The organism is Nitrosomonas sp. Is35, assembly GCF_033063295.1.
Taxonomy (GTDB): domain Bacteria; phylum Pseudomonadota; class Gammaproteobacteria; order Burkholderiales; family Nitrosomonadaceae; genus Nitrosomonas.
In genome coordinates, this window is sequence record NZ_JAWJZH010000001.1 from 722467 (window position 1) to 737274 (window position 14808).

General features: G+C 53.2%; 10 protein-coding genes. 7 read left to right on the top strand and 3 right to left on the bottom strand.

The window, feature by feature from the left end; genetic code table 11:
- Nucleotides 1-3: 3 nt before the first annotated feature.
- A complete protein-coding gene (locus R2083_RS03315) occupies nt 4-714 on the bottom strand; it encodes a TetR/AcrR family transcriptional regulator (RefSeq protein WP_317537505.1) in 711 nt (236 codons plus the stop codon).
- A 404-nt stretch (nt 715-1118) separates the two neighbouring features.
- Between R2083_RS03315 and R2083_RS03320 the strand changes: the two genes are divergently transcribed.
- Nucleotides 1119-1796, top strand: coding sequence for an FxDxF family PEP-CTERM protein (locus tag R2083_RS03320; RefSeq protein ID WP_317537506.1), 678 nt, complete (start codon nt 1119-1121; stop codon nt 1794-1796).
- Nucleotides 1797-1907: 111 nt separating this feature from the next.
- Here the strand turns inward: R2083_RS03320 and R2083_RS03325 are convergent, their stop codons facing one another.
- Entirely contained in the window at nt 1908-4133 is a 2226-nt protein-coding gene (locus R2083_RS03325) for a Tex family protein (protein WP_317538966.1), read from the bottom strand.
- 172 nt (nt 4134-4305) lie between these two features.
- Here R2083_RS03325 and R2083_RS03330 point away from each other — a divergent pair, with 172 nt between their 5' ends.
- From R2083_RS03330 to R2083_RS03355, 6 genes are all read left to right on the top strand, one after another.
- Nucleotides 4306-7104, top strand: a complete 2799-nt coding sequence (locus R2083_RS03330; RefSeq protein ID WP_317537507.1) for a DEAD/DEAH box helicase family protein — start codon at nt 4306-4308, stop codon at nt 7102-7104.
- A gap of 15 nt (nt 7105-7119) precedes the next feature.
- A complete protein-coding gene (locus R2083_RS03335; RefSeq protein WP_317537508.1) occupies nt 7120-8820 on the top strand; it encodes a class I SAM-dependent DNA methyltransferase in 1701 nt (566 codons plus the stop codon).
- Nucleotides 8817-10379, top strand: coding sequence for a restriction endonuclease subunit S (locus tag R2083_RS03340; protein ID WP_317537509.1), 1563 nt, complete (start codon nt 8817-8819; stop codon nt 10377-10379). The genes R2083_RS03335 and R2083_RS03340 overlap by 4 nt, the downstream gene beginning before the upstream one ends.
- Nucleotides 10376-12166: a restriction system-associated AAA family ATPase gene (locus R2083_RS03345; RefSeq protein WP_317537510.1), complete on the top strand. Its 1791-nt coding sequence runs from the start codon at nt 10376-10378 to the stop codon at nt 12164-12166. Before R2083_RS03340 ends, R2083_RS03345 begins: the two co-directional genes overlap by 4 nt.
- A gap of 41 nt (nt 12167-12207) precedes the next feature.
- Nucleotides 12208-13272: a hypothetical protein gene (locus R2083_RS03350; protein WP_317537511.1), complete on the top strand. Its 1065-nt coding sequence runs from the start codon at nt 12208-12210 to the stop codon at nt 13270-13272.
- A 163-nt stretch (nt 13273-13435) separates the two neighbouring features.
- On the top strand, nt 13436-14452 hold the full coding sequence (locus R2083_RS03355; RefSeq protein ID WP_317537512.1) for a Fic family protein: 1017 nt from the start codon (nt 13436-13438) through the stop codon (nt 14450-14452).
- Between the two features lie 14 nt (nt 14453-14466).
- Here R2083_RS03355 and R2083_RS03360 read toward each other — a convergent pair whose 3' ends face one another.
- Nucleotides 14467-14799: a DUF2007 domain-containing protein gene (locus R2083_RS03360; protein ID WP_317537513.1), complete on the bottom strand. Its 333-nt coding sequence runs from the start codon at nt 14797-14799 to the stop codon at nt 14467-14469.
- Nucleotides 14800-14808: the final 9 nt, after the last annotated feature.

A 14808-nucleotide genomic window follows, 5' to 3' on the forward strand; every position in this document is an offset into this window, starting at 1 on the left:
GGTTTAACCGGATTTCGCATGCCTTTCATGTACTACCGGTTCGGTCAACGGTGAGGATTCAAGCGATTCCGGGATTTCATGGGGGGATTGTGTTTCTGTGGCGGCGTCGGCTACGGTTTCTTCATGCGATGTCCTGTAGACCAGATGATCCAAGGATTCCGCATACTTCAGTTTGTGCGCTAGAAAGTCGCGTGTATTCTGCGAATTTTCCGAGTCATCCTGCATCCAGTAGACGAAAGTCGCGAGATAGATCGTCGTCAGCGCGGTTTCCTCCAGCGCGCGGCGCACCGAGGTGGCATCGCGTTGTGCGGCTTCGCGCAGCCATTGCACGGTGCGGCTGACGCGCATGATGGCGGGAATTTGGATATGCAGGTGACCAGGCTCCAGCTTGGCGCCGATCATCTGCCGCGTAACCTTACGGTGTGCGGTCAAGGCATCCAGCCAAGCCATCGTGAGCAACTGCAAGCGTTCGCGTGGCGGCAGCGACATGAATTCAACCGTTTCCGCCGCCCGTAGCATCTGGCTGTCGGCCCGGTCGAACCAGGCATCGACCAGATCCTCCTTTTCGCGGAAATGAACCCGGATTTCATCCAGCGTAATATCGAGTTCCGCCGCTACATCAAATAACCGTACTGCTTCCCAGTTAGAACGTTCCGCGATGGCGATTGCCGTATCAACAATTGCTTCACGTAAATCAAGCTTACTTTTCTTCATCTCGATCCTCCACATAGCGTTAACAGGAGTGGCGTGATGCGATGCCGTTTTCACTATAACACACTCAAAAAAGCGATGTGATGCGGTCACAAATATTCAGAGATCGCTGAACGCCGGGTGGGATCAACGGATTGGCGGAAAGTAGGGGGTACCCATAATAATGACAAATATCCTGGTAAAAAAGCAGTATCAACTATGGCTATCTTGTTGTTCTAACACTTATTATAGAAAGGCACTTATTTTTATGGTGGTTCATCCGGTAAACCAGCGTTAATTTTTCCTATATGCTTGTAACTTGATGAATATATAATTTATTTCGCATTATTGCCGTGAAATTTGATACTGAGCATCTTGCAAAAAACTTTTTTATTTTTTAATGATGAGACGAGTGATCGTTAGATTGCGTGCACCTCGGCACAACAATAATACTGGCCGCATCGGCTCACGCTACAGTGCTGACTTTCGATTTAGACCCGGATATACCGAACTATGGTGATATTCCCGGAAGCTACGGCGATAACGTGAGCGCCGCAAGCGACGCGGTTGGAACGTATTTGATGGGTAACGGCTATACGCCTAATGTGACGACCGAATACCGCACATGGCAAATCAGCACGGATACGGTGGCCTACAATAATCTGGATTTTTGGCATGATAGTTACGGCGACTTATCGAAAGTAGCTTTTAGCGTGACCAGTAGCGATCATTTCGCGGAAATCACCCTGGTGCCCGAACCCGGTTGGGCGATTCGCTTGAACAGCTTTGATATGGCCGGTTACCCTGTTACCGATCACCCTAATTCTCAAGTGCGGATTCTGGATGGCACCAGTAATACGATATTGGTTGATTATTCACCCGTAACAATCTTAGGGTCGGGCGGAACACATAGTACTTTCACACCCGGGCTGACGCATAATGGCCCTATATCGATCCGCTTCGGTTATAACGATTGGAATGTGGGTATCGACAATATCAATTTCGATCAAGTGACCGCCGTACCCGAGCCCGAAACCTATGCAATGCTGCTGGTTGGATTGGGATTGATCGGTTTCATGGCGCGGCGCAGAAAGCAAAGCGTTTAAGTTAGTCTAACAATATTTGAGGACAACCCCGTCCGAGTGGCGGGGTTTGTTTTTGTGCCAGAACTGGTTTTATCAAGAAGAAAATTCTATGGCGTAAGAGAAGTGGGTGTTTCAAGCATGACTGCCGGAAGCCCGGTCAGATCGCATCGTCAGCGCAATCCTTTTGCGCTTCTCATCCACTTCCACCACTCTGACGGTGACCACTTGACCCACTTTCACTACCGTATGCGGGTCTTTGACGAACTTGTCCGCCAGTGCCGAGATGTGCACCAGGCCGTCTTGATGCACGCCGATGTCGACGAACGCGCCGAACGCCGCGACGTTGGTGACCACGCCTTCGAGCACCATGCCGGGGTGCAAGTCCTTGATCGATTCGACGCCTTCCTTGAACGTGGCGGTTTTGAACGATGAACGCGGGTCGCGGCCGGGTTTTTCCAGTTCATGCAGGATGTCTTTCACGGTCGGCAGACCGAATTGGGCGGTGACGTACTTTTCCGGGCGGATCGATTGTAACGCGGACGAATTACCGATCAAGGCCGTGACATTGAGTTTAATGTCATTCAGAATTTGCTCGACCAATGGGTACGATTCCGGGTGCACGGCCGAGGCGTCGAGCGGGTTGGCGCCATTCGGGATGCGCAGGAATCCGGCGGCCTGCTCGAAAGTTTTCTCGCCCAATCCCGGTACTTTCAGCAATTCGGCGCGCTTGGCAAACCGGCCTTTGCCGTCGCGGTAAGCGACGATATTGTGCGCGATTTTGCCGCTCAGCCCGGCCACGTAGCGCAACAACGCCGGGGAAGCAGTGTTGACATCGACACCGACGGCGTTGACGCTATCCTCCACCACCGCGTCGAGCGATTGCGCCAGCTGACTTTGATTGACGTCATGCTGGTACTGCCCGACACCGATCGATTTCGGGTCGATCTTGACCAATTCGGCCAGCGGGTCTTGCAACCGGCGCGCAATCGACACCGCGCCGCGCAGCGACACATCCAGATCCGGCAATTCCTCGGACGCGAGTTCGGACGCGGAATACACCGAAGCTCCGGCTTCCGACACCATGATCGACGTCAGCTTGAGCTGCGGATAACGCTTGATCAGCTCCTTCGCTAATTGATCGGTTTCGCGCGATGCGGTGCCGTTGCCGATGGCGATCAGTGTGGCCTGGTGGCGCTCGGCCAGTTGTTTTAGGGTTTGAATTGCGCCATCCCAATCGTTCTTTGGCGCATGCGGATAAATCGTCGCGGTATCGAGCACTTTGCCGGTGGCGTCGACCACCGCTACTTTCACGCCGGTGCGCAAACCGGGATCGAGCCCGATGGTCACGCGTGCCCCGGCGGGAGGAGCGAGCAGCAGCGCTTTGAGATTTTGCGCAAACACCCGGATCGCTTCGGTTTCCGCATGCTCCTGCAAATTGCCCATCAATTCGGTTTCCAGGTGCGAGAAAATTTTTGTGCGCCAAGCGGCACGCGCCGTGTCGATCAGCCAGCCGTCCGCCGCACGGTTCTGGTCGCGGATATTGAATTGCCGCGCGATCTGTTGTTCGCAGGGGTTGAGCGTCAAGTTGCGGGCTTTTTCCTCCAATTCGGAATCGAGCAGCAGCTTGATTTTCAACACCCCCTCACGCTCCCCGCGCAGCAACGCCAACGCCCGATGCGACGGGATTTTCGTGATGGCTTCACTGTAATCGTGGTAATCGGTGTATTTGGTATCACCGTCCTTTTTGTCCTTGGCCGCTTTCGCGGTCAGCACGCCGTGCATGCGCAAATAATCGCGCAAGGTTTGCAACAGCGGCGCATGTTCGGCAAAACGCTCGATCAAAATATGCTGCGCGCCTTCCAGCGCGGCGGCCGCATCGGCAACGCCGGGATTGTCGCCTTCCTCGCTGGTGAACGGCGCTTTCAAGTACTTGGCGGCCTCCACAAGCGGATCGAGCCGCGGATCGTTCAGCAGCGTATCCGCCAGCGGCTGCAACCCCGCCTCCAGCGCAATCTGCGCCTTGGTGCGGCGTTTCTTGCGGTACGGCAGGTACAAATCCTCCAGATGCGCTTTGTCCGTCGCGTACGTCAGCGCATCGAGCAACGGCGGCGTCATCTTGCCAAGCTTCTCAATCGCCCCGATGATCGCCGCGCGCCGCTTCTCCAGCTCGCGCAAAGCATGCAACCGCTCCGCCAGCAAGCGCAACTGCGCATCGTCCAACCCGCCGGTCGCCTCCTTGCGGTAACGCGCGATAAACGGCACCGTTGCGCCGTCGTCGAGCAATTGGATGGTGGCCTGGACTTGCGAGAATTTAACCGCGAGCTCGGTGGCGAGGCGTTGTTCGATGGAAGGCAGCATGGGGTTGTGTTTCAATAAAGACAGGGAGAGGATGGTAAACCAAGAGGAGGTGGGGTCGCAATGGGTTGCACCAGCCAAGTAAAATTGACTCAACAGGTCATATTCAGATATTTTCAAATTATTTTGAGAACTTATTCATTCATCTTGCGTATAAAACAGGGAAAGTGGCTGCATGACCAAAACTGAAGCGCAAACCCGTTCGGAGTTAATTGATAGGTTGCTGGCGCAATCGGGCTGGAATGTCAAAGATCCAACGCAGGTCATTGAAGAATTCGACATTGTGACTCCGCTTCCGGAAGGTGTTGCCGAGCCGCGCACTCGTTATGAGGGACATCAGTTCAGCGATTATGTTTTGCTTGGCAAGGACCGGAAACCGCTCGCGGTGATCGAGGCGAAGAAGACCGCTCGGGATGCTGCCCTGGGCCGTGAGCAGGCCAAGCAATACTGCTACAACATTCAGAAGCAGCTAGGCGGTGAGTTGCCGTTCTGTTTCTATACCAATGGCCATGATCTCTATTTCTGGGATTTGGAAAACACCCCGCCCCGAAAGATCGTCGGTTTTCCCACGCGCGACGATCTGGAGCGATTCGCCTACATCCGCCGCAATCGCAAGCCACCGACACAGGAATTCATCAATACTTCCATTGCTGGCCGTGATTACCAGATCCGTGCGATTCGCTCGGTGCTTGAAGGTATCGAACAAAAAAAGCGCGATTTTCTGCTGGTGATGGCTACCGGGACTGGCAAAACCCGCACCTGTATTGCCATGATCGATGCACTGATGCGTGCGGGGCATGCCGAGAAAGTGTTGTTTTTGGTCGACCGCATTGCACTGCGCGATCAGGCGCTGGCTGCTTTCAAGGAACACATGCCCAACGAGCCACGCTGGCCCAATGTAGGTGAAAAGCTGTTCGCCACAGACCGTCGCGTGTATGTCGCTACTTATCCCACCATGCTCAACATCATTCGGGACGAGTCGCAACACCTGTCTCCGCACTTTTTCGATTTCATTGTCGTCGATGAGAGCCATCGTTCCATATACAACACGTTTGGCGAAGTGCTCGACTATTTCAAAACCATCACGCTGGGTCTAACGGCCACGCCGACCGACATCATCGACCACAACACCTTCCAGCTTTTTCATTGTGAAGACGGTTTGCCGACTTTTGCCTACACGTTTGAAGAAGCCGTGAACAATGTGCCGCCATACCTCTGCAACTTTCAGGTCATGAAGATTCAGACCAAGTTCCAGATGGAGGGTATCAGCAAGCGCACGATTACGCTGGAAGACCAGAAAAAGCTGATCCTGCAGGGCAAAGAAGTTGAAGAAATCAACTTCGACGGCTCACAGCTCGAAAAACAGGTGATCAATAAAGGCACAAACACCCTGATAGTCCGCGAATTCATGGAAGAAGCCATCAAGGACGCCAGCGGCGTACTTCCGGGTAAAACCATCTTCTTCTGCGCCACCAAGGCCCACGCACGGCGCATGGAGGAAATCTTCGACAAGCTCTACCCGCAATACCACGGTGAACTGGCCAAAGTGCTGGTGTCGGACGATCCGCGTGTTTATGGAAAAGGTGGTCTGCTCGATCAGTTCATCCACAACGATATGCCGCGCATCGCCATCAGTGTGGATATGCTCGATACCGGCATCGATGTGCGCGAGATCGTCAATCTTGTGTTCGCCAAGCCGGTGTACTCGTACACCAAGTTCTGGCAAATGGTCGGGCGCGGCACGCGCTTGCTGGAAACCAGCAAACCCAAGCCCTGGTGCCTGGAAAAAGATGTGTTTCTGATCCTCGACTGCTGGGACAATTTCGAGTATTTCAAGCTCAATCCCAAAGGCAAGGAACTGAAAGCCCAGTTGCCGCTGCCGGTGCGGCTGGTGGGACTGCGGCTCGATAAGATCGAAAAGGCCAATGACAGCGGTCATGCCGATATCGCTGTGCGCGAAGTTGCCAAGCTGCGCCAGCAAATTGCTGCGCTACCCAAAGAATCGGTGGTGATCAAGGAAGCCGCCGCTGTGCTGGCGCGGCTGGAAGACGAAAACTTCTGGATCAGCCTCAACCACGACCGGCTGGAATTTCTGCGTGCCGAAATCAAACCTCTGTTCCGCACTGTCTCCGAGGCCGATTTCAAGGCCATGCGTTTCGAGCGCGACCTGCTGGAATATTCACTGGCCTTGTTGAACGAAGACAAGGAACGAGCCGAAACCCTCAAGGATGGCATCGTCGAACAGATCAGCGAACTACCGCTCTCGGTCAGTTTTGTAAAGCAGGAAGAAACCCTGATCCGCGCTGCGCAAGCCAGCCACTTCTGGGCCAAAGCTGGCGAAGATGCGCTTGACGAAATGGTCGCCAAGCTTGGGCCGTTGATGAAATTTCGTGAATTAAGCGCCGGTCAGGAGCAAACCCACCTCGATCTGATCGACGAACTGCACAAAAAGGAATGGGTGGAATTCGGCCCGCAGCACGAAGCCGTGAGCATCACCCGCTACCGGGAAATGGTCGAGGCCTTGATTGCCGATCTGACCGAACATAACCCGGTGCTGCTGAAAATCAAAAATGGTGAAACCGTGAATGAGGGAGAAGCCAAGGCGCTGGCCGAACTGCTGCACGAGGAGCATCCGCACATCACCGAAGGCTTGCTGCGCCAAGTGTATAGGAATCGCAAGGCGCGTTTTATCCAGTTCATCCGGCACATCTTGGGCATTGAAACACTCAAGAGCTTTCCGGATGAAGTCAGCGCCGCCTTCGATCAATTCATCCGCGCTCACACGATGCTCAGCAGCCAGCAGATGGAATTCCTCAATTTGCTGAAGAAATTCATTATCGAACGCGAAAAAGTGGAGAAGAAAGACCTGATCAATGCACCGTTCACGATCATCCACCCGCAAGGCATCCGCGGCGTGTTCAGCCCGGCCGAAATCGACGAAATCCTGCAGCTGACCGCACAGTTGGCTGCCTAAAAAACAGGTAATCCCATGCTACAAAATAACCCCGAACTTAAAGCCAAGATCGATCAACTCTGGAACAAATTCTGGGCTGGTGGCATCAGCAATCCGCTCACCGCCATCGAGCAGATCACCTACCTACTGTTCATGAAACGGCTGGACGAACTGGACCTCAAGCGTCAATCCGATGCCGAATGGACCGGCGAAAAATACATCTCCAAATTCGAGGGCAAATGGATACCGCCGGAATATCGAGCCAAGCCAAGAGATGGTGATACCCAAAGTGAGACGGACAAAAAACTCGCCGACGGCAAAATGTACGAAATCGACAAGCGCACGCTACGCTGGAGCGAGTTCAAGCGCATGCAGGCCGAAGAAATGCTGCAGCACGTGCAGGGTAAGGTGTTTCCCTTCCTCAAGGATCTCAATGGCACGGCGTCCAACTTCACCCACCACATGAAAAGCGCCGTGTTCATCATCCCCAAGCCAGCCCTGCTGGTGGAAGCGGTGAAGACCATCGATGACATTTTCGAGGTAATGGAGCGTGACTCGCGCGAAAAAGGTCAGGCTTTTCAGGACATCCAAGGCGATGTCTATGAGATGCTGCTGTCCGAGATCGCCACTGCGGGTAAGAACGGCCAGTTCCGCACGCCGCGCCACATCATCAAATTGATGACCGAACTGGTGCAGCCGCAGCTCGGACACAAAATTGCCGATCCGGCTTGTGGTTCCAGCGGCTTCCTGCTCGGCGCGTATCAATACATCGTCACGCAACTGGCCATCAAGGCCGGTACAACGAATCTCCTACCGGACGAAGACGGCTTCGTGCGCACTTCGGTCGCCGCCACCCTTACTGAAAAAGCCCAGGCCATTCTGGCCAGCTCGCTGTGGGGTTACGACATCGACGCCACCATGGTGCGCCTGGGACTGATGAACCTGATGATGCACGGTATCGATGAGCCGCACATCGACTACAAGGATACCCTCAGCAAGAGCTACACCGAGGAAGCCGAATACGACATTGTGATGGCCAACCCTCCGTTTACCGGCAGCATCGACAAGGGCGACATCAACGAGGCCCTGAGTCTTCCCACCACCAAAACCGAACTGCTGTTCGTCGAAAACATCTACCGTCTGCTGAAAAAGGGCGGCACCGCCTGCGTCATCGTGCCGCAAGGCGTACTGTTCGGCTCCGGTAGCGCGTTCAAAATGCTGCGCAAAATCCTGATCGAGCGCTGCGAACTCAAGGCGGTCATCGCCATGCCGAGTGGCGTATTCAAACCCTATGCCGGGGTTAGTACCGCCATTTTGCTGTTCACCAAAGTGTGGGAGTCGCTGGATAAGATCACGCAACCGGCGACCGGATACGTCTGGTTCTATGACATGCGAGCGGACGGTTACAGCCTGGACGACAGACGCAGCAAGCAGGAAGGCTATGGTGATTTGCAGGACATCGTGACCCGCTACCATGCCCGCAACTCCGAAACCGATACCGATCGCACCGCCCAATGTTTCATGGTGCCGCGTGCCGACATCGAGGCGGAAGATTACGACCTGTCGCTATCGCGTTACAAACAGGATGTGTTCGAGGAAGTGCATTACGACCCGCCCGGCGTGATTCTGGACCGGCTGATTCAAGCCGAGGTGGGCGAGGTGAGTGAAGCTGATCTGGCTAAGGTGCAAAGCGGGATCGTGCGGGAATTGCTGGCGTTAAAGGGGATGGTTAGATGAGGCTCTGCAAACTCGATGAATTTATGGTGAAAAGAGGCGGCTCCGTCGACCCTTCTAAATTCAAAGATGAGACATTTGAGCTTTTAAGCATTCCCGCATTCGATCAAGGGATTCCAGAAGTTGTCGAAGGGGAAAAAATTGGGTCGTCCAAGAAGATGGTCGAACCTCGCGATGTCTTGCTATCAAAAATTGTCCCTCATATCCGGCGCTGCTGGATCGTTCCAGATCGCAGTGATAAACGGCAAATCGCCTCCGGCGAATGGATTCAATTTCGGGGCAATGACTTTTTTCCGGAATACCTGCGGCTGTTCTTGATATCAAACCGTTTTCATAACCAATTCATGAAAACTGTGAAGGGTGTGGGCGGATCACTTCTTAGAGCAAGTCCGGCACAGGTTGCAGAGATCGAAATCCCTCTCCCACTCCTCGACGACCAAATCCGCATTGCCCATCTGCTCGGCAAAGTGGAAGGACTGATCGCCCAGCGCAAACAACATCTGCAACAACTCGATGACCTGCTCAAGAGCGCTTTTCTGGAAATGTTTGGCGACCCAGTGCGGAATGAGAAGGGGTGGGACATCTTGCCATTTAGTCAAGTTGGAAAGTTTACGAGCGGTGGCACTCCGAGCAAGAGCCGAGACGATTTTTGGGTTGGTAAATATCCGTGGGTCAGTCCAAAAGATATGAAGGTGCCCAAAATATTCGATTCAGAAGATCATATTTCTGAGAAGGTTTTTGATGAAACATCCCTCAAGCGCATCGCGCCAGGACATTTGCTGATTGTCGTTCGAGGAATGATTCTTGCGCACTCGTTTCCAGTCGCAATAAACATGGTCGATGTTGCGATCAATCAGGACATGAAGGCGATCAAGCTGAAAAACAGCCTAAGAACTGCTTATGTTTTTTACTGCTTAACTTCTCTAAAGAGGCAGATTCTTAAGCTCATAACAACAGCAGGTCACGGTACGAAAAAGTTTGACTCCGATGTGATGGTGAAACTGCTCATTCCAGTTCCTCCGCTGGAGATGCAAGACAAGTTCGTGTTGATTGCTGACAAGATCGAGTTCACCAAATCTCGCTACCAGCAAAGCCTCATCGATCTCGAAGCTCTCTATGGTACGTTGAGCCAGCAGGCCTTCAAGGGCGAACTGGATCTTTCGCGTGTGCCCTTACCGAGTACGCAACCTGAAGAAGAGAAAGTCGCGGCAGTAGAACCTCTGCACAACACACCCGCCGAACACGGCCTGGTCATCCATCTTCCCGACATCTGCGTGCTCCTCGACGCAGTGCAGGGGCCAGTACGTCAGCAAGATATTTTGAGATTTTGGCTGGAGTCCTATCGCGGCCAACTGGGCAGCACGCCGTTTTCAGTGCAGCATTTCATGGCAGCGGTGCAGACCCGGCTGGCGGAACGGTACCCGGACAACGACTTCGTGCTAGGCACTAATGACTACGAGCACATCAAGGCCTGGGTGTTCGAGGCGCTGGCCGCTGGCAAACTGGTTCAGACGTTTGATGATACAAACAATCGCATTCATCTCAAAGCCGTGCAGCTATGAAACTGCTGCGCCTTAAGATCACTGACCCGGACGGCTTTCGCAGCCTGCCTTGTGGCTTTGAGCATCTCTTCCGCACCGAGTGGAGCTTGCAAGACGAACTGGCCTATCCCGAAGGCTTTGCGCCTTTCGTCTGCGCCGGGCCTAACGGTAGCGGCAAATCCAATCTACTCGAAGCGTTGGCGGCGATCTTCTTTCAGCTGGAAATCCTGCGAGTGCGCCGCAGCTTTCTACCCGACGTGTTGCAGAATACCGATCAGGATTTTTCGCCGGTGGCGTTTGAGCTGGATTACTTGATCCGGCTACCGCTCGAATACATTCGCCCTGACAGTCCAGTTTGGTCCAAAGTCTGTCTTACAAAACAGGCTGGCGGGAAAATTACTTTTTATTGGGAAGACTGGCCCGATTTCAACACTGATATTTATAGTGATCAGAGTATTCATCTCGTTGATTTATTGGCACCGCAATATGTGCTGGGTTACTCGTCTGGCGAGAATGAAATTCTCAGCCTGCCTTTTTTCAAACTGCGTTTCGTGCAGTTTGATGAGTACTGGAATGCACTGACCCGTCAGTTATCTTATCCTGGCCATCCAGAAACACGACTGGCCTATCTGGATAGCGGTTTCAGCCAGGCCATCCTGCTGTGCAACCTGCTGTTTCAAGACGAGGCCACGCTAAAGCCCTTCCGCGAGGATGTCGGTATTGAGGCGTTGCGGGAGTTTCGTATCATCATCCAGCGCAGTATTCCGCTTGCGCCGGAGCAACTGGCCGCCTTCGCCAGCGAGGACCAGAACCAGCATCAATCGCTGGACGATATCGTGAGGAGTAACTCTGCACTTCGGGAAGAAATTGATGAATTGGGTATAGCACGCTACCGGCTGAACCTTCTGAAATTACTGGAAGGGGATGAAAAGTCCTCATTGATGGTGAACGCATTGAAACGTTGTGCCACCTTGATCTACGAGGACGACGTGACAGATAGCCTGATCCTTGACTATTGGGTAAATGATGCGACCAAAGAAGCATTTCGTGAGAACTTTGATGGTTCGCCGCTGACGCTGTTCCAGGCGTTCCAGGTGTTGCTGACGTTGAACCTGTACTCGGTGAGCGATGCGCTTAAAGCCGATCTGTACCGATCCACCAGTCACTACGTCAGTGAGACCGTGCCGACGCTGGCGTCCGACCAGCGCATCATGCGTTTCAAATTTGTGCGTTTCAGCAAGCAAGGTGTGGCGCAGCCAATGATGTTGAAAGAATTGTCGGATGGCGAGCACCAGTTGCTGCATAGCCTGGGGCTGTGCTTGCTATTTCGCAACACCAACAGCCTGTTCCTGCTCGACGAGCCGGAAACCCATTTCAATCCGGATTGGCGCGCCAATTTCATTACCCGCCTGCGACAGTGCCTGTCTGATACAGGGGATAACGAACAGGAAATGCTGATCACCACCCACACGCCTTTCCTGATTTCCGACAGCAAGCCGGAGAAGGTGTTGGTGTTCGCAAAAGACAAAGATTCTGGCGCGGTCAGCATCAGTCATCCGGACTACAACACGTTGGGCGCGTCGATCAACAAAATCACCATGAACACCTTCGATAAGCGCGAGACCATCGGCGGCCATGCGCAGGTCTTGTTGGAGGCGTTGCGAGCTCGCTTTGAACAAGGTAACGAAGATAAAGAGTCGCTGATCACTGAGATCCACCAGCAACTCGGCGACTCGGTGGAGAAACTTCTTTTAATCAAGGCCATTCTCGATAGCGATCCTCAAGATAATGGGGAGGAACAGGGCTGATGCTATTTCCATACACGTACGCTCCGCACCAGATGGAGAAGATGCAAGAGTTCATCGACTTCATATTTCATGAGGTGTGGTGCAAGGCACCGGCCAGTGGCCCTTTTGGTCTGAACCTGTTCGACGCCAATGTGGAGTTACGCGAGGTGATGGAAGCCTTCTATTACTCCGACGCGCAAGGTGCCGATTTCTTTTATGGCCATGTGGAGCGAGTCTACGGTTTTTTTTCTGTGCTAACCGACGTGCAGATCAACCAGTTTCAGCAGTGGTATCAAGGCAATAACGATCTGGAGAAAGTGTGTGCCAATGATCCGGCAACACAACTCGCTCGTTACGCCGACATCGCCGTCAATCACAAAGGCCTTGCCGCCCAGCTCGGAACGTTCTTCAAGGGTTTGTATTCGCAGTCGCTTCTGGATCTCGCCGAACTGCGCGCCAAGATCGGTGACATCAACGATCACTATCACTCCTTCGTGTCCACCAACAAAGCAGGGAAATGCCCGTTTTGTGGCATCAATGACCTACTGGGCGAATACCACAGCAAGCGCGAGGCCTATGACCACTACTTGCCCAAGGCGCTGTACCCGTTCAACTCCATCAACTTCCGCAACCTTGTCCTAGCCTGTCACCACTGCAATAGCAGCTATAAGACCAGCAAGGATCCAGCCTACACACCCAAAGACCCCGCCAGAGCAGTTCATCGTCGTACCGTTTTCTACCCTTACAAAACGGCAGCGCATTCCATCGAGATACAAATTGTGTTCCAGCACTCGGACATTGCCAAGCTAACCCCAGCCGATATCACCCTGCAATTTGGCCCCGCTGTGCTAGTTGAAAAACTCGACACCTGGAAGGATGTCTACAGCATTGAAGAGCGCTACAAAGCCAAACTCTGCGGGGAGAATGACGGTAAGTACTGGCTGACGCAGGTGCTGGACGAATGCCAAACGTATGACAAGCAGCCCGCCGACATCCTGGCGATGCGTGCCCAGCAGGCACAAAGCCGACCATATGCCGACTGCAATTTCCTTAGAAAACCGTTCCTCGATGCCTGCCAACGAATAGGTTTGTTTGATACCGATACTGAAAAAGGAAGCACTCCATGACTTTCTTTAAGATATTGGTTTTTGAAAATTTACAGATGTCAGTAGCATTTACCTGCTTCAAACAGAAACAGTTGATTCGGTATCAATGTGATTTAGGTTTGATGATATCTTGATGTTAATTATCTCAGTGGCTCAAATCATTTCAAATGGCTAAAAATGCACTATGAAATACCAACCGCCTTACACCATCACTCCAAAAATCCTGAATCTGGTTGCTGCGATCAGCGAAACCATCGGCCGTTACACCGTGCTGGCCGAGCAGAGTCTGACGCCGCGTCTTCGCCGGGAGAATCGCATTCGTACCATTCATGCTTCGCTGGCTATCGAGAACAATACGTTGACGCTGGAGCAGGTGACTGCGGTGATCGAAGGTAAACAGGTATTGGGGCATCCGCGTGAGATTCAGGAGGTGCGGAATGCTTTTGCCGCCTACGAGGCTTTGGAAGGGTGGCGCGCTGGTTCCGAGCGGGATTTGCTGTCGGCGCACGAGTTGCTGATGCGCGGCCTGGTGGATGAAGCCGGATGTTATCGTTCCGGAGGTGTCGGTATTTTTCAAGGTAGACAGTTGGTGCACATGGCGCCGCCTGCCAACCGGGTGCCGGAACTGATGGCCGATTTACTGGGATGGCTGGCGATGACTACCGAACATCCGTTGATCGCCGGTTGTGTCTTTCATTACGAGATTGAATTCATTCACCCCTTTGCTGATGGCAACGGCCGCATGGGACGTTTATGGCAGACCTTGATCTTGCGCGATTGGAAGCCTTTGCTGGCTTATTTGCCGGTGGAAACGGTGATCCGGGAGCATCAAGAAAGTTATTACCAAGCACTGGCGGCAGCCGATGAACAAGCCGATGCGACACCTTTCATCGCGTTCATGCTGAGCGAGCTACTGGTTGCCATTCGCCAGGCAACAGCTACCGACCAAGTAACCGACCAAGTAACCGATCAAGTTGCAGCGCTGATTCGGGGAATTGGCAATGGTGAATTAAGCAGCAGTGATTTGATGCAGACGCTAGGGCTGACGCATCGCCCGACTTTCCGGGAAAATTATTTGAATCCGGCATTGGCAGGCGATTGGATCGAGCGCACAGAACCGGATTCACCGCGCAGTCCCAAACAGCGTTATCGATTGACCGCTAAGGGAAGGAACTGGTTGCAGTGGCATGCCGATCAATGAACCGGATTTAACGATCAAGTAAGCTGACGGTTTCCAGCCGTTTCCAGCCCGCCTCCGCATTTCCAGCACAACTGAAAATTCGCCGGATTTTCCTCGCCGCAGGACGGGCATTGCACGTTGCCAATCGTTACCGGGGTATTTTCGTAGGTTTCAATCACATGTTTGCCACGTTCATAATCTTCGTCGCGCTTGATCCATACTTCCGGGCAGGCGTGGTGGACCGGTATCTCTCCGGCCATGCCTTGCGCGTACTGGTTGAAAATTTGCGCGGGAATGTAGGCGTGCGCGAGCAGATCAAGTACTATCTGCGCTTCCATCAGATTATTGGCGGAATAAATTTTTTTCATGCCGTGATG

What these genes read in the sequence shown, in the direction of transcription:
- R2083_RS03315 (WP_317537505.1), bottom strand. Translation starts at nt 714, where the DNA reads ATGAAGAAAAGTAAGCTTGATTTACGTGAAGCAATTGTTGATACGGCA.
- R2083_RS03325 (WP_317538966.1), bottom strand. Translation starts at nt 4,133, where the DNA reads ATGCTGCCTTCCATCGAACAACGCCTCGCCACCGAGCTCGCGGTTAAA.
- R2083_RS03330 (WP_317537507.1), top strand. Translation starts at nt 4,306, where the DNA reads ATGACCAAAACTGAAGCGCAAACCCGTTCGGAGTTAATTGATAGGTTG.
- R2083_RS03335 (WP_317537508.1), top strand. Translation starts at nt 7,120, where the DNA reads ATGCTACAAAATAACCCCGAACTTAAAGCCAAGATCGATCAACTCTGG.
- R2083_RS03340 (WP_317537509.1), top strand. Translation starts at nt 8,817, where the DNA reads ATGAGGCTCTGCAAACTCGATGAATTTATGGTGAAAAGAGGCGGCTCC.
- R2083_RS03345 (WP_317537510.1), top strand. Translation starts at nt 10,376, where the DNA reads ATGAAACTGCTGCGCCTTAAGATCACTGACCCGGACGGCTTTCGCAGC.
- R2083_RS03350 (WP_317537511.1), top strand. Translation starts at nt 12,208, where the DNA reads ATGCAAGAGTTCATCGACTTCATATTTCATGAGGTGTGGTGCAAGGCA.
- R2083_RS03355 (WP_317537512.1), top strand. Translation starts at nt 13,436, where the DNA reads ATGAAATACCAACCGCCTTACACCATCACTCCAAAAATCCTGAATCTG.
- R2083_RS03360 (WP_317537513.1), bottom strand. Translation starts at nt 14,799, where the DNA reads ATGAAAAAAATTTATTCCGCCAATAATCTGATGGAAGCGCAGATAGTA.